Source organism: Enterobacter sp. PL_is514 (assembly GCF_055816715.1).
Genome location: NZ_JBVPGN010000036.1, coordinates 102,978 through 118,551, shown reverse-complemented (window position 1 = coordinate 118,551; position 15,574 = coordinate 102,978). Strand labels below are relative to the sequence as shown.

Genomic DNA, 15,574 nt, shown 5'->3' with positions numbered 1-15,574 from the left:
CATGGCCTGCCCTTCCGGCAGGCCTTGTATTTCCTCTCATCGTCCCCAATATCTTCCGCAACGCTTGCGCCTTTATTCTGTGGCGTGAATAATTTCGGTAATGACCGTTTTATTACGTCCTGTCGCAACGGACCGGTTAACCAATTAAAGAGGAACAGTTTGAACATAGATACGCGTGAAATTAGCCTTGAGCCAGCAGACAACGCTCGCCTGCTGAGCCTGTGCGGGCCGTTTGATGACAATATCAAACAACTGGAGCGACGTCTGGGTATCGAAATCAATCGTCGCGATAATCATTTCAAACTTACCGGACGCCCTATCTGCGTCAACGCCGCTGCGGATATTCTGCGTAGCCTGTATGTTGATACCGCCCCAATGCGCGGCGAAACGCAGGATATCGAACCGGAACAGATCCACCTCGCGATTAAAGAGGCGCGCGTGCTTGAGCAGAGCGCGGAGAGCGTCCCGGACTACGGCAAGGCCATTAACATCAAGACCAAACGTGGCGTCATTAAGCCGCGTACGCCAAACCAGGCGCAGTACATCGCCAATATCCTCGACCACGACATCACCTTCGGGGTGGGTCCGGCGGGGACGGGTAAAACCTATCTCGCCGTTGCCGCGGCGGTCGATGCGCTGGAACGCCAGGAAATCCGCCGTATCCTGCTGACCCGTCCGGCCGTTGAGGCGGGTGAAAAACTGGGCTTCCTGCCAGGCGATCTGAGCCAGAAGGTCGACCCGTATCTGCGTCCTTTATACGATGCGCTGTTCGAAATGCTGGGCTTTGAGAAGGTCGAGAAGCTCATTGAACGTAACGTTATCGAAGTTGCCCCGCTCGCCTACATGCGCGGCCGTACGCTGAATGATGCGTTCATCATTCTCGATGAGAGCCAGAACACCACCATTGAACAGATGAAGATGTTCCTGACGCGTATTGGCTTTAACTCGAAAGCGGTGATTACCGGCGACGTCACTCAAATTGACCTGCCGCGCAGCACCAAATCCGGTCTGCGCCACGCCATTGAGGTGCTGGCCGAGGTCGACGAAATCAGCTTCAACTTCTTCCACAGTGAAGACGTGGTACGCCACCCGGTGGTCGCGCGTATCGTTAATGCCTATGAAGCCTGGGAAGAGGCGGATCAGAAGCGTAAGGCCGAACTGGCCGCAGAACGTAAGCGCGAAGCGCAGGAGCAAGAACAGAAATGAGTCAGGTGATCCTCGATTTACAGCTGGCCTGTGAAGACAATTCCGGCATGCCAGATGAGGCACAGTTTCAGAAATGGCTGGATGCCGTTATTCCTCAGTTTCAGGAAGAATCAGAAGTTACGATTCGCCTGGTGGATGAAGCGGAAAGCCATGAGCTTAACCTGACCTATCGCGGGAAAGATAAGCCGACCAACGTGCTCTCTTTCCCGTTCGAAGCGCCGCCGGGCATCGAGATGCCGCTGCTGGGCGATCTGATCATCTGCCGTCAGGTGGTTGAGCAGGAAGCCAAAGAGCAGCAAAAGCCGCTTGAGGCCCACTGGGCGCATATGGTGGTACACGGCAGCCTGCATCTGCTCGGCTACGATCATATTGAAGACGACGAAGCGGAAGAGATGGAGTCCCTCGAGACAGAGATAATGCTTGCTCTGGGCTATGAGGATCCGTACATTGCCGAGAAAGAATAGTCCGTCACCTGACGGACTCCCCTGCCGCCACGAAAGGACATCGCGTGGCGGTAAACGTTGAACTAACAAGAGAACCCTTAACAAACGCCATGAGCGACGACAATTCACACAGTAGCGACACGACAACCAGTAAAAAGGGATTTTTCTCCCTCATTCTGAACCAGCTTTTCCACGGCGAACCGAAAAACCGTGATGAACTGCTGGAGCTGATTCGTGATTCCGGGCAGAACGACCTTATCGACGAAGATACGCGCGAAATGCTCGAAGGGGTTATGGACATCGCCGACCAGCGCGTTCGCGATATCATGATCCCCCGCTCGCAGATGATCACCCTGAAACGTAACCAGACGCTGGACGAGTGCCTCGATGTGATCATCGAATCCGCCCACTCGCGTTTCCCGGTCATCAGCGAAGACAAAGATCACATCGAAGGGATTTTGATGGCGAAAGATCTGCTGCCGTTTATGCGCAGCGATGCCGAAGCCTTCAGCATGGAAAAAGTGTTACGCCAGGCCGTGGTTGTGCCGGAAAGTAAACGTGTGGATCGGATGCTGAAAGAGTTTCGCTCTCAGCGTTACCACATGGCGATTGTTATTGATGAATTTGGTGGCGTTTCCGGTCTGGTCACAATCGAGGATATCCTTGAGCTGATCGTGGGCGAAATCGAAGACGAGTACGACGAAGAAGAGGATATCGACTTCCGTCAGCTTAGCCGCCACACCTGGACCGTGCGCGCGCTGGCCTCCATCGAAGACTTCAACGACGCCTTCGGAACCCACTTCAGCGATGAAGAGGTCGATACCATTGGCGGGCTGGTGATGCAGGCCTTTGGCCACCTCCCGGCGCGTGGAGAGACCGTTGACATCGACGGTTACCAGTTCAAAGTAGCCATGGCCGACAGCCGACGTATTATACAGGTTCACGTCAGAACGCCGGACGACTCACCGGTGCCAAAACTGGAAGATTAATGTAAATGGCATTTGCCCCATTGCTTGAACGCCAGCGCGTCCGTTTGCTGCTGGCGCTGTTACTCGGAGCCAGCGGTACGCTGGCTTTTTCTCCTTACGATATCTGGCCCGCGGCCATTCTCTCCCTGATGGGGCTTCAGGGTCTGACCCTGAACCGTCGTCCGGTACAGGCTGCCGCTATCGGCTACTTCTGGGGGCTGGGGCTGTTTGGCTCAGGCATCAACTGGGTTTATGTCAGCATCGCCCAGTTTGGCGGTATGCCTGGCCCGGTAAACGTCTTCCTGGTGGTACTGCTCGCCGCCTATCTCTCGCTCTATACCGGTCTGTTCGCCGGCATCCTTTCTCGCCTGTGGCCCAAAACCAACTGGCTGCGCGTCGCCATTGCCGCGCCGGTGGTCTGGCAGGTAACCGAGTTCCTGCGCGGTTGGGTGCTGACCGGCTTCCCGTGGCTGCAGTTCGGCTACAGCCAGATTGACGGCCCGCTGAAAGGCCTGGCACCGGTAATGGGTGTTGAAGCTATCAACTTCCTGCTGATGGTCGTGAGCGGCCTGCTGGTATTAGCGCTGGTCACGCGCGGCTGGAAACCGCTGGCTGTGGCGCTGGTGCTGTTCGCCCTGCCCTTCCCGCTGCGCTATATCCAGTGGTTCACGCCTGAGCCCGATCGCGCCATGCGGGTTTCCATGGTGCAGGGGAATATCCCGCAGTCCATGAAGTGGGACGAAAAAGAGCTGCTGAATACGCTGAAGATCTACGCCAACGCCACCGAAGAGGTGATGGGTAAATCGCAGCTGATTATCTGGCCGGAGTCTGCGATCCCCGATCTGGAAATTAACCAGCAGCCGTTCCTCAATATGATGAACGATCTGCTGCTGGCCCGCGGCAGCACGCTGATCACCGGGATTGTCGATGCGCGTCTGAATCAGCAGAACCGCTACGACACCTACAACACCATCATTACGCTCGGCAAAGACAGCGAATACAGCTACCACTCCACTGACCGGTACAACAAGAACCACCTGGTGCCATTTGGTGAATTTGTGCCGCTGGAATCGATTCTGCGCCCGCTGGCCCCGTTCTTTGATTTGCCGATGTCCTCCTTCAGCCGCGGACCGTACGTTCAGCCTCAGCTGCACGCGCACGGCGCTACCCTGACGCCGGCCATCTGCTACGAAATCATTCTCGGCGAGCAGGTGCGCGATAACTTCCGCCCGGATACTGACTATCTGCTGACCATCTCCAACGATGCCTGGTTTGGTAAGTCAATCGGCCCGTGGCAGCACTTCCAGATGGCACGTATGCGCTCCCTGGAGCTGGCGCGTCCGTTACTGCGCAGCACCAACAACGGCATCACCGCCGTGATTGGTCCTCAGGGTGAAATTCAGGCGATGATCCCGCAGTTTACCCGTGAGGTACTGACCGCTAACGTCACGCCAACCACGGGACTGACGCCATACGCCCGTACCGGCAACTGGTCGCTGTGGATACTGACCGTGCTGTTCGGCTTTGGCGCAGTGCTGATGAGCCTGCGTCAGCGTCGTAAATAACCTTCCCTTCTGTTGCCGGGTGGCGCTGACGCTTACCCGGCAAATCCTCCCAAACTCCCATTCTGGCACGCCTATTGCTTTGTTTATTCAGATAAACGCAGTTTGGCTTAACGTGCAACTTTGTCGCACCAGCGTAGATCATCGGTAGCACCGAAACGGTGCAACGGGAGATATTTGCCTCTGAATGGTGCGGCGCGCTTCGCAAAAATAAACAATAACGCAGCAAAATCTTTACATTAAGCCAGACTAAATGTTAACAAGCTTGCATAACACTGCACTCGCATTGCGCGAGATATAACAACATCACAATGGGTATCAATGCGTCTCTGGCGCTGATAAAAAAGGAGTTGGGTATGCAATTACGTAAACTGGCCACAGCAATGCTGGTTATGGGAATGTCTGCTGGCGTGGTTCACGCTGAAGATGCGCCTGCAGCAGGCAGCACTCTCGACAAGATTGCCAAAAACGGCGTCATCGTGGTCGGCCACCGTGAATCATCTGTCCCGTTCTCTTACTACGACAACACGCAAAAAGTCGTGGGCTATTCACAGGATTACTCCAACGCTATCGTTGAAGCCGTGAAGAAAAAGCTGAACAAACCTGACCTGCAGGTGAAGCTGATCCCTATCACTTCACAAAACCGTATTCCACTGTTGCAAAACGGCACCTTTGACTTCGAGTGTGGCTCCACCACCAACAACCTCGAGCGTCAAAAACAGGCTGCCTTCTCTGACACCATCTTTGTTGTAGGCACCCGCCTGCTGACGAAGAAAGGCGGTGAGATTAAAGACTTCGCTGACCTGAAAGGCAAAGCGGTTGTTGTCACCTCCGGTACCACGTCAGAAGTGCTGCTGCACAAGCTGAACGACGAGAAAAAAATGGATATGCGCATCATCAGCGCGAAAGACCATGGCGACTCCTTCCGTACCCTGGAAAGCGGTCGTGCCGTCGCGTTTATGATGGATGATGCCCTGCTGGCGGGCGAGCGTGCGAAAGCGAAGAAACCTGACAACTGGGATATCGTCGGCACCGCGCAGTCAAAAGAAGCCTACGGCTGTATGCTGCGTAAAGACGATCCGCAGTTCAAAAAGCTGATCGATGACACCATCGCTCAGGTGCAGACCTCTGGCGAAGCGGAAAAATGGTTCGACAAATGGTTCAAGAACCCGATTCCACCTAAAAACCTGAACATGAATTTTGAACTGTCTGACGACATGAAAGCGCTGTTCAAATCTCCAAATGACAAGGCTCTTAACTAATTAGAACAACAGGGGCGGGATCTCCTGCCCTCTCGATTGTCGGGAAGCATGGACAGACTATACGTTGAGTGGTCGTTCCCCACTCAGCGCGAAAAATGAGCTTCTCACCAATCTTCGAGGGTAGCGCTGCTACCCTTTTTTTTCTGGAGTTTATTATGTCAATCGACTGGAACTGGGGCATATTTCTGCAACAAGCCCCGTTCGGCAACACCACCTATCTTGGCTGGCTGTGGAGCGGCTTTCAGGTCACCGTGGCATTATCGATAACGGCGTGGATCATCGCGTTTCTTGTCGGTTCTTTGTTCGGTATTCTGCGCACCGTCCCTAACCGTTTTCTTTCAACACTCGGCACCCTGTATGTGGAACTGTTCCGTAACGTTCCGCTGATCGTGCAATTCTTTACCTGGTATCTGGTTATCCCGGAACTGCTTCCGGAAAATATTGGCATGTGGTTCAAGTCGGAACTGGATCCGAACGTACAGTTCTTTGTCTCCTCCATGATGTGTCTGGGGCTGTTTACCGCTGCGCGCGTTTGCGAGCAGGTGCGTGCCGCCATTCAGTCATTGCCCCGTGGACAAAAAAATGCGGGTCTGGCGATGGGGTTAACCCTGCCACAGACCTACCGCTACGTGCTGCTGCCTAACGCCTACCGCGTCATCGTTCCGCCGATGACCTCCGAGATGATGAACCTGGTGAAAAACTCGGCCATCGCCTCGACCATTGGCCTGGTCGATATGGCTGCACAGGCGGGCAAGCTGCTGGATTACTCCGCTCACGCGTGGGAATCCTTCACCGCGATCACGCTCGCCTATGTTCTGATAAACGCTTTCATCATGCTGGTGATGAACCTGGTTGAACGCAAAATTCGCCTGCCGGGCAACATGGGGGGCAAATAATGTACGAATTTGACTGGAGTTCTATCGTTCCATCCATGCCTTACCTGCTTGATGGCCTGATGATTACCTTAAAAATCACCGTCATTGCCATCATCGTCGGTATCGTCTGGGGCACCCTGCTGGCCGTTATGCGTCTGTCGAGCTTTAAGCCGCTCGCCTGGTTCGCGACCGCTTACGTTAACGTATTCCGCTCCATCCCGCTGGTGATGGTGCTGCTGTGGTTTTACCTGATCGTGCCCGGCTTCCTGCAGAACGTGCTGGGGCTGTCGCCGAAAACCGATATCCGTCTGATCTCGGCGATGGTAGCGTTCTCGATGTTTGAAGCCGCTTACTATTCAGAGATTATCCGAGCGGGCATTCAGAGTATCTCCCGCGGACAGTCCAGCGCCGCGCTGGCGCTGGGGATGACGCACTGGCAGTCCATGCAGCTCATTATTCTGCCGCAGGCGTTTCGCGCCATGGTTCCGCTCCTGCTGACCCAGGGTATCGTGCTGTTCCAGGATACCTCGCTGGTCTACGTTCTGAGCCTGGCAGACTTCTTCCGTACCGCGTCAACCATCGGTGAGCGTGATGGTACGCAGGTTGAGATGGTGCTCTTCGCGGGTGCGGTCTATTTTGTGATTAGTTTAAGCGCGTCGCTGTTGGTCAGCTGGCTGAAGAAAAGGACGGTATAATGATTTCCCTGAAAAATGTTTCTAAATGGTATGGGCACTTTCAGGTGCTGACCGACTGCTCCACCGAAGTGAAAAAAGGCGACGTGGTGGTAGTGTGCGGGCCGTCAGGTTCCGGTAAATCGACGCTGATCAAAACCGTCAACGGACTGGAGCCAGTGCAGCAGGGTGAGATCGTCGTCAACGGTACTAAAGTCAACGACAAGAAAACCAACCTCGCCCAGCTTCGCTCTCACGTTGGCATGGTATTCCAGCATTTTGAGCTGTTCCCTCACCTCTCTATTATTGAGAACCTGACGCTGGCGCAGGTAAAAGTGCTTAAGCGTGATAAAAAAGCGTCGCGCGAGAAAGGTCTGAAGCTCCTGGAACGCGTTGGGCTTTCTGCGCATGCCGATAAGTTCCCGGCGCAGCTTTCTGGCGGCCAACAGCAGCGTGTGGCGATCGCCCGCGCGCTGTGCATGGATCCGGTGGCGATGCTGTTTGATGAGCCCACGTCGGCGCTCGATCCGGAGATGATCAACGAAGTGCTGGACGTGATGGTCGAACTGGCGCACGAAGGGATGACCATGATGGTGGTGACCCACGAAATGGGCTTCGCCCGTAAGGTGGCCAACCGCGTGATCTTTATGGACGAAGGGAAAATTGTCGAAGACTCACCGAAAGAAGAGTTCTTCGCTAACCCGAAATCCGAGCGCGCCAAAGACTTCCTCGCCAAAATCCTGCACTAATCTTCCCGGTGCGCAATCTGCGGATTGCGCACTGCTTCACGCTTTCACTCACTTCCTCTCGTCGGCGTCACATTGCAGCGTTAACCTTGTCACAAAATAACGCTACGTATGGAGAACGCTATGGCACAGCCTATTATTCTCGATTGCGATCCGGGTCATGATGACGCGATCGCGCTCGTCCTTGCACTTGCCTCCCCTGAACTCGACGTCAAAGCCGTCACCTCTTCTGCCGGAAACCAGACGCCGGATAAAACGCTGCGTAACGTTTTGCGTATGCTGACGTTGCTCAAGCGTACCGATATTCCCGTCGCTGGTGGAGCCCTCAAGCCCCTGATGCGTGAATTAATTATCGCGGATAACGTGCATGGTGAAAGCGGGCTGGACGGTCCGGCGCTGCCGGAGCCGGGCTTCGCGCCGCAAAACTGCACCGCCGTGGAGCTGATGGCGAAGGTGCTGCGCGAGAGCATGGAACCCGTGACGCTGGTGGCTACCGGGCCGCAAACCAACGTCGCGCTGCTGCTGAACAGCCACCCTGAACTGCACAGCAAAATAGCCCGTATCGTCATCATGGGCGGGGCCATGGGGCTGGGTAACTGGACGCCTGCGGCGGAGTTCAACATCTTTGTCGACCCGGAAGCCGCTGAGATTGTCTTCCAGTCCGGCTTACCGATTGTGATGGCGGGACTGGACGTTACCCATCGCGCGCAGATTATGGCGGACGATATTGAGCGCTTCCGTTCCGTTGGTAATCCGGTCGCGACAACCGTGGCCGAGCTGCTCGACTTCTTTATGGAGTATCACAAAGCCGAGAAGTGGGGCTTCCACGGCGCGCCCCTGCACGACCCGTGCACGATTGCCTGGCTGTTAAAGCCTGAGATATTCACCACGGTTGACCGCTGGGTTGGCGTGGAAACGCAGGGAAAATACACCCAGGGAATGACGGTGGTGGATTATTACTCGCTGACGGGGAATAAGCCGAATACTACCGTGATGGTGGACATCGACAGGGAGGCGTTTGTGGATTTGCTGGCGGAAAGACTGGCTTATTATAGTGCGGCCTGATGCCCTCACCCCGGCCCTCTCCCACGGGGAGAGGGAGCACACACTAAAAACGGCAACATGGTTGCCGTTTTACTTTTACCTTGTGCGGCCTGATGACCTCACCCCGACCCTCTCCCATGGGGAGAGGGAGCAAACCTGCGCTTTTACCTAGGGCTCAAACGGACGACGCTGGAACTGATCGTGGCCGCATTTTGGGCACAGCGACAGAACCTCCGGCGTATACACCGCAATATGGTGGTGGCAATTCTCGCACACCAGATTTCCCAGCCCGACTACCTCACCACTGTGATAGACACCATGGTGGTTCAAATCCTGAAAGACCTCACGCCACTCCAGCTGCGTTTTATCCGTAATATCGGCCAGCTCCTGCCACAGGCTCTCTTTGATCACCCGCATGAAAACGCTGTCCGTGACCTCCTCCTGGCTCTCCTGGTAGCTGCGCGCGAACTCTTCCAGATCGCGACGCACGGCGCGCGTCACCTCTTCCACTTCGGTTCGCGTTAACTCACCCGTTTGCGACACGCGGGCACGCGCCTGCTCCACCAGCGCATCGATATCGCGCTCGCCGTTACGCAGTCGTTCCGTCAGTGTCGCCACCAGTTCGCGGTAAAATTGAGCAACCTTGTTCATCATTTTGCCTCCCGGGTAAGTAACTATTTCTAATAATAGACCTTATTTCATCGCCGCTTTGTCAGGTGAAGCACAGACCCGGTAAATTCCTGCAAAGCGCATTTGTGCGAAAGGCTGTTTTGACGCGGGCGTTTGGGCTATGCTATGCGGATCTGAATGACCACATCCATTGGCTACATTTGTAGCTGTATTGAAAACAGGACCACTGGCTGCCATGCAAGAGCAATACCGCCCGGAAGAGATAGAATCAAAAGTCCAGCAACACTGGGACGAGAAGCGCACCTTTGAAGTAACCGAAGACGAGAGCAAAGAGAAGTATTACTGCCTGTCGATGCTTCCCTATCCTTCTGGTCGACTACACATGGGCCATGTGCGTAACTACACCATTGGCGATGTGATTGCACGTTACCAGCGCATGCTGGGCAAAAACGTTCTGCAGCCTATCGGCTGGGATGCGTTCGGTCTGCCTGCGGAAGGCGCGGCGGTCAAAAACAACACCGCACCGGCCCCGTGGACATACGACAACATCGCGTACATGAAAAACCAGCTCAAAATGCTGGGCTTTGGCTATGACTGGAGCCGCGAGCTGGCAACCTGTACCCCGGAATACTACCGCTGGGAGCAGAAGTTCTTCACCGAGCTGTACAAAAAAGGCCTGGTGTATAAGAAGACCTCTGCCGTTAACTGGTGTCCGAATGACCAGACCGTTCTCGCGAACGAACAGGTTATCGATGGCTGCTGCTGGCGCTGTGACACCAAAGTTGAGCGTAAAGAGATCCCACAGTGGTTTATCAAAATCACCGCTTACGCTGATGAGCTGCTGAACGATCTGGATAACCTCGACCACTGGCCAGATACCGTTAAGACCATGCAGCGCAACTGGATCGGCCGTTCTGAAGGCGTGGAGATTACCTTCAACGTTGAGAACTACGACCAGACTCTGACTGTCTACACTACCCGTCCGGACACCTTCATGGGCGCGACCTACCTGGCCGTGGCCGCAGGTCACCCGCTGGCGCAGAAAGCGGCAGAAAACAATCCGGAACTGGCTACCTTCATCGATGAGTGCCGCAACACCAAAGTGGCCGAAGCCGACATGGCAACGATGGAGAAAAAAGGCGTTGCGACAGGCTTCTATGCTAAGCATCCGCTGACTGGCGAAGCGATCCCGGTCTGGGCAGCGAACTTCGTGCTGATGGAGTACGGTACAGGTGCGGTAATGGCTGTTCCGGGCCACGATCAGCGCGACTACGAGTTTGCCACCAAATACAACCTGCCGATTAAAGCCGTTATTCTGGCCGCCGATGGTTCTGAACCAGACCTGTCCGAAAACGCGCTGACTGAAAAAGGCACCCTGTTCAACTCCGGTGAATTCAGCGGTCTGAGCTTCGAAGAGGGCTTTAACGCCATCGCCGACAAGCTGGCCTCCCTTGGCGTGGGCGAGCGTAAAGTTAACTTCCGTCTGCGCGACTGGGGCGTTTCCCGTCAGCGTTACTGGGGTGCGCCAATCCCGATGGTGACGCTGGAAGATGGCACCGTGATGCCAACGCCAGAAGATCAGCTGCCGGTGATCCTGCCGGAAGACGTCGTCATGGACGGCATCACCAGCCCGATCAAAGCCGATCCTGAGTGGGCAAAAACCACCGTCAACGGTCAGCCTGCGCTGCGTGAAACCGATACCTTTGACACCTTTATGGAGTCATCCTGGTACTATGCGCGCTACACATGCCCGCAGTATCAGGACGGTATGCTGGATTCCAAAGCGGCAAACTACTGGCTTCCGGTAGACATCTACATCGGTGGTATCGAACACGCCATCATGCACCTGCTCTACTTCCGCTTCTTCCACAAGCTGATGCGCGATGCGGGCATGGTGAACTCTGACGAACCTGCAAAACAGCTGCTGTGCCAGGGCATGGTGCTGGCGGATGCCTTCTATTACGTCGGTGCCAACGGCGAGCGTAACTGGGTTTCTCCGGTTGATGCGATCGTCGAGCGCGACGAGAAGGGCCGTATCGTGAAGGCAAAAGACGCCGAAGGTCATGAGCTGGTCTACACCGGCATGAGCAAGATGTCCAAGTCTAAAAACAACGGTATCGATCCGCAGGTGATGGTTGAGCGTTACGGTGCGGATACCGTGCGTCTGTTCATGATGTTTGCCTCTCCGGCGGACATGACCCTGGAATGGCAGGAGTCGGGGGTTGAAGGCGCGAACCGCTTCCTGAAACGCGTCTGGAAACTGGTTTATGAACACACCGCCCTGGGCGATGCCCCGGCGCTGAATGCCGCCGCACTGACTGAAGATCAGCAGGCGCTGCGTCGCGATGTTCATAAAACGATTGCAAAAGTGACCGATGATATTGGTCGTCGTCAGACCTTCAATACCGCAATTGCGGCTATTATGGAACTGATGAACAAGCTGGCGAAGGCTTCGCAGGACGGCGAGCAGGATCGTGCTTTAATGCGTGAAGCGCTGCTGGCCGTTGTTCGCATGCTGAACCCGTTCACGCCGCACGTTAGCTTTACCCTGTGGCAGGAGCTGAAAGGCGAAGGCGATATCGACAACGCGCCGTGGCCGCAGGCTGACGAATCAGCGATGGTGGAAAACACGACGCTGGTCGTGGTCCAGGTGAACGGCAAAGTCCGCGGTAAAATTACCGTGGCGGTCGATGCAACCGAAGAACAGGTTCGCGAGCGCGCGGGCCAGGAACCTCTGGTCGCAAAATATCTTGAGGGCGTTACCGTACGTAAAGTGATCTACGTACCGGGTAAACTGCTCAATCTGGTCGTTGGCTAAGCGCGGGAGGAAACGTGCGACAACTGGCAACAATACTCTTATCACTGGCGGTGCTTGTCACCGCTGGCTGTGGCTGGCACCTGCGCAATACCACGGCGGTGCCCGCTGAGATGAAAACGATGATTTTCGACTCACCAGATCCGAATGGCCCACTCAGCCGGGCCATTCGTAATCAGCTGCGTCTCAACGGCGTAGAGATTGTCGAAAAACAAACCCTGCGCCAGGATGTACCGTCTCTGCGTGTTATAGGTGGCGGCCTGTCGAGAGATACAGCCTCTATCTTCCAGGATGGCCGTACAGCTGAGTATCAGATGGTGTTGACGGTCGACGCGGCAGTCCTGATCCCCGGTAAAGACATCTACCCGATCAGCACGAAAGTATACCGTTCGTTCTTCGATAACCCGCAGACAGCGCTGGCAAAAGATGCCGAACAGCAGATTATCATCAACGAAATGTACGACAAGGCAGCGGAACAGCTGATCCGTAAACTGCCAAGTATTGCAGCGTCAACTAAACAAGGATCTGACATCGTTGAAAAACCGATTGCTGGCACGCTTCCTGCTGCTAACTCTCTGGGTAAATGATGATCAGGCTGTATCCTGAACAACTCCGCGCGCAGCTCAATGAAGGGCTGCGCGCGGCGTATCTGCTTCTTGGAAACGATCCGTTATTACTTCAGGAAAGCCAGGATGCCGTGCGGCATGCTGCCGCAGCGCAGGGCTTCGATGAACACCACACCGTCCAACTGGACAACAACACCGACTGGAACGCCCTCTTCTCGCTTTGTCAGGCGATGAGCCTTTTCGCCTCGCGCCAGACTATTCAGATCCTGCTGCCGGAAAATGGTCCTAACGCGGCCATGAACGAGCAGCTCGCTACGCTGGTCAGCCTGTTACACAGCGATCTGCTCTTTATTGTGCGTGGCAACAAGCTTACCAAAGCCCAGGAAAACGCGGCGTGGTTTACCCAGATCGCAGCCCACGCGGTGCAGGTCACCTGTCAGACGCCTGAGCAGGCGCATCTGCCCAAATGGGTGTCAGCGAGAGCGAAGCAGAACAACCTCCAACTGGATGATGCGGCGAATCAACTGCTGTGCTACTGCTATGAAGGTAACCTGCTGGCCCTGGCGCAGGCGCTGGACAGACTCTCCCTGCTCTGGCCGGATGGCAAGCTGACCTTGCCGCGCGTCGAGCAGGCCGTTAACGACGCGGCGCACTTCACGCCGTTCCACTGGGTGGACGCGCTACTGTCGGCAAAAAGCAAACGCGCCCTGCATATTCTGCAACAGCTGCGTCTTGAAGGGAGCGAACCCGTTATTCTGCTGCGTACGCTGCAGCGCGAATTACTGCTGCTGATTACGCTCAAGCGCCAGTCTGCCCATACGCCGCTGCGTTCGCTGTTTGATAAACACCGCGTGTGGCAAAATCGCAGGGCTTTGACCACCGAGGCCGTCAACCGCCTGAGTCATGAGCAGCTTCGTCAGGCTGTACAGCTTCTGATGCGCGCTGAGCTCACGTTAAAACAAGATTACGGCCAGTCGGTCTGGGCGGAGCTGGAAAGCCTTTCTCTGCTGCTCTGCCACAAGGCGCTGGCAGACGTTTTTATTGATGGATAGTATGCATTCTTTACAGGCCCTGTATGGCGGCACCTTCGACCCGGTACATTACGGGCACCTGAAGCCGGTTGAAATTCTGGCGAATTTGATCGGCCTTCAGCGCGTCACTATCATGCCCAATAATGTTCCGCCCCATCGTCCACAGCCGGAGGCGACCAGCGAGCAGCGAAAAGCGATGCTCGCCCTTGCCATCGAAGATAAACCGCTCTTCCAACTTGATGAGCGTGAGCTGCGTCGCGACACGCCCTCCTGGACGTCACAGACGCTTCAGGAGTGGCGCGCAGAACAGGGTCCAGACCAGCCGCTGGCGTTTATCATCGGCCAGGATTCCCTGCTGAATTTACCCACATGGCATCAGTATGAAACCATTCTGGAGAACAGCCATCTGCTCGTCTGCCGCCGCCCTGGCTATCCTCTGACCATGCGTGAAGCGCAGTACCAGCAGTGGCTGGAAGATCATCTCACCGATAATGTTGAAGATCTTCACAATCGGCCTGCCGGGAAGATCTATCTGGCGGAAACGCCGTGGTTCGATATCTCTGCAACCCTCATACGTGAGCGTTTACAGCAGGGTTTAGCCTGTGACGATCTACTGCCAGCCCCGGTGCTGGCGTATATCCATACGCACGGGTTGTATCAGAAAAGCGCAGATGAATAGCCGGAGGGCATAAAAAGCGGCTTATTGTTTATCCTGCCTTGACAGGTTAAGCCATACTGTTATTCTCCGCTGCCAGACTTTCCCGCCGATCATTGCTTTACAGAAATTGTTTTACAAAAATGGCGATGCAATCTCAGGCAGAGGGTGGGATGATACCCGCCTTCAAAAGCCCGGCCGGAGACATTTGTCCCGACACAGGCGTGAGTTCAGGTATACTGTCTGGCTACGAATTCAACGTTTTACAATCTCATTCACCCCAGGGGGAAAACTTGCAGGGTAAAGCACTCCAGGATTTTGTTATTGACAAAATTGATGACCTGAAAGGTCAGGACATCATCGCTATCGACGTTAAGGGTAAATCCAGTATTACCGACTGCATGATCATCTGCACCGGTACATCTACGCGTCATGTTGTTTCGATTGCCGATCACGTGGTTCAGGAATCGCGTGCAGCAGGACTGTTGCCACTGGGTGTTGAAGGTGAAGCAACGGCTGACTGGGTGGTTGTCGACCTCGGCGATGTAATTGTCCACGTCATGCAGGACGAGAGCCGTCGCCTGTATGAGCTGGAAAAACTCTGGGGTTAATGCGTGAAGTTGCAGCTGGTCGCCGTCGGCACCAAAATGCCGGACTGGGTACAAACCGGTTTTACTGAATATCTGCGTCGTTTTCCAAAAGACATGCCGTTCGAACTGGTGGAAATTCCCGCCGGTAAGCGCGGCAAGAACGCGGATATCAAACGTATTCTCGATAAAGAGGGCGAACTGATGCTGGCTGCCGCAGGCAAAAACCGCATCGTCACCCTCGATATTCCAGGAAAACCCTGGGATACGCCGCAACTGGCGCACGAACTGGAGCGCTGGAAGCAGGATGGCCGTGACGTCAGTCTGTTGATTGGCGGTCCAGAAGGGTTATCCCCCGCCTGCAAAGCGGCGGCTGAACAAAGTTGGTCCCTCTCCGCGCTGACGCTTCCCCACCCGCTCGTTCGGGTACTGGTGGCAGAGAGCCTGTATCGCGCGTGGAGCATTACTACCAACCACCCCTATCACCGCGAGTAATGACTGACCAGGGTAGAT

The 15,574-nt window shown here is 55.2% G+C and carries 16 protein-coding genes; 15 read left to right on the top strand and 1 reads right to left on the bottom strand.

Annotated elements, in window-relative coordinates; translation table 11 throughout:
• Positions 1-159 precede the first annotated feature (159 nt).
• The 9 genes from AC0TNG_RS20880 to rihA all read left to right on the top strand — a co-directional run bounded on the left by AC0TNG_RS20880 (position 160) and on the right by rihA (position 8,798).
• A complete protein-coding gene (locus AC0TNG_RS20880; RefSeq protein WP_023310759.1) occupies positions 160-1,206 on the top strand; it encodes a PhoH family protein in 1,047 nt (348 codons plus the stop codon).
• On the top strand, positions 1,203-1,670 hold the full coding sequence (ybeY, locus tag AC0TNG_RS20875) for an rRNA maturation RNase YbeY (RefSeq protein WP_008501052.1): 468 nt from the start codon (positions 1,203-1,205) through the stop codon (positions 1,668-1,670). Before AC0TNG_RS20880 ends, ybeY begins: the two co-directional genes overlap by 4 nt.
• A gap of 89 nt (positions 1,671-1,759) precedes the next feature.
• Entirely contained in the window at positions 1,760-2,638 is an 879-nt protein-coding gene (gene corC / locus AC0TNG_RS20870) for a CNNM family magnesium/cobalt transport protein CorC (RefSeq protein WP_021242574.1), read from the top strand.
• A 5-nt stretch (positions 2,639-2,643) separates the two neighbouring features.
• Positions 2,644-4,182, top strand: coding sequence for an apolipoprotein N-acyltransferase (gene lnt, locus AC0TNG_RS20865; RefSeq protein WP_473713057.1), 1,539 nt, complete (start codon positions 2,644-2,646; stop codon positions 4,180-4,182).
• Between the two features lie 353 nt (positions 4,183-4,535).
• Positions 4,536-5,441 (top strand): amino acid ABC transporter substrate-binding protein, encoded by a 906-nt coding sequence (locus AC0TNG_RS20860; RefSeq protein WP_008501049.1) that lies wholly within the window; start codon positions 4,536-4,538, stop codon positions 5,439-5,441.
• A gap of 155 nt (positions 5,442-5,596) precedes the next feature.
• The gene (gene gltJ / locus AC0TNG_RS20855; RefSeq protein ID WP_008501048.1) at positions 5,597-6,337 is read left to right on the top strand and encodes a glutamate/aspartate ABC transporter permease GltJ; all 741 of its coding nucleotides are present in this window, start codon (positions 5,597-5,599) and stop codon (positions 6,335-6,337) included.
• Positions 6,337-7,011: a glutamate/aspartate ABC transporter permease GltK gene (gene gltK, locus AC0TNG_RS20850; RefSeq protein WP_032649550.1), complete on the top strand. Its 675-nt coding sequence runs from the start codon at positions 6,337-6,339 to the stop codon at positions 7,009-7,011. Before gltJ ends, gltK begins: the two co-directional genes overlap by 1 nt.
• Positions 7,011-7,736 (top strand): amino acid ABC transporter ATP-binding protein, encoded by a 726-nt coding sequence (locus AC0TNG_RS20845; protein ID WP_014883001.1) that lies wholly within the window; start codon positions 7,011-7,013, stop codon positions 7,734-7,736. Before gltK ends, AC0TNG_RS20845 begins: the two co-directional genes overlap by 1 nt.
• A 120-nt stretch (positions 7,737-7,856) precedes the next feature.
• A complete protein-coding gene (rihA, locus tag AC0TNG_RS20840; RefSeq protein ID WP_473713056.1) occupies positions 7,857-8,798 on the top strand; it encodes a pyrimidine-specific ribonucleoside hydrolase RihA in 942 nt (313 codons plus the stop codon).
• 147 nt (positions 8,799-8,945) lie between these two features.
• Here the strand turns inward: rihA and AC0TNG_RS20835 are convergent, their stop codons facing one another.
• Positions 8,946-9,428 (bottom strand): zinc ribbon-containing protein, encoded by a 483-nt coding sequence (locus AC0TNG_RS20835; RefSeq protein WP_023617134.1) that lies wholly within the window; start codon positions 9,426-9,428, stop codon positions 8,946-8,948.
• A 214-nt stretch (positions 9,429-9,642) separates the two neighbouring features.
• Here AC0TNG_RS20835 and leuS point away from each other — a divergent pair, with 214 nt between their 5' ends.
• From leuS to rlmH, 6 genes are all read left to right on the top strand, one after another.
• Complete coding sequence (leuS, locus tag AC0TNG_RS20830) at positions 9,643-12,225, top strand: leucine--tRNA ligase (protein WP_208763618.1); 2,583 nt, start codon at positions 9,643-9,645, stop codon at positions 12,223-12,225.
• A gap of 14 nt (positions 12,226-12,239) precedes the next feature.
• Entirely contained in the window at positions 12,240-12,809 is a 570-nt protein-coding gene (lptE, locus tag AC0TNG_RS20825; protein ID WP_407859583.1) for an LPS assembly lipoprotein LptE, read from the top strand.
• Positions 12,809-13,840, top strand: a complete 1,032-nt coding sequence (gene holA, locus AC0TNG_RS20820; protein ID WP_024907018.1) for a DNA polymerase III subunit delta — start codon at positions 12,809-12,811, stop codon at positions 13,838-13,840. The genes lptE and holA overlap by 1 nt, the downstream gene beginning before the upstream one ends.
• Positions 13,833-14,498 (top strand): nicotinate-nucleotide adenylyltransferase, encoded by a 666-nt coding sequence (nadD, locus tag AC0TNG_RS20815; protein WP_473713055.1) that lies wholly within the window; start codon positions 13,833-13,835, stop codon positions 14,496-14,498. The genes holA and nadD overlap by 8 nt, the downstream gene beginning before the upstream one ends.
• Positions 14,499-14,767: 269 nt before the next feature.
• Positions 14,768-15,085: a ribosome silencing factor gene (gene rsfS / locus AC0TNG_RS20810; protein ID WP_023334893.1), complete on the top strand. Its 318-nt coding sequence runs from the start codon at positions 14,768-14,770 to the stop codon at positions 15,083-15,085.
• A gap of 3 nt (positions 15,086-15,088) precedes the next feature.
• Positions 15,089-15,556, top strand: a complete 468-nt coding sequence (rlmH, locus tag AC0TNG_RS20805; RefSeq protein WP_003858701.1) for a 23S rRNA (pseudouridine(1915)-N(3))-methyltransferase RlmH — start codon at positions 15,089-15,091, stop codon at positions 15,554-15,556.
• Positions 15,557-15,574: the final 18 nt, after the last annotated feature.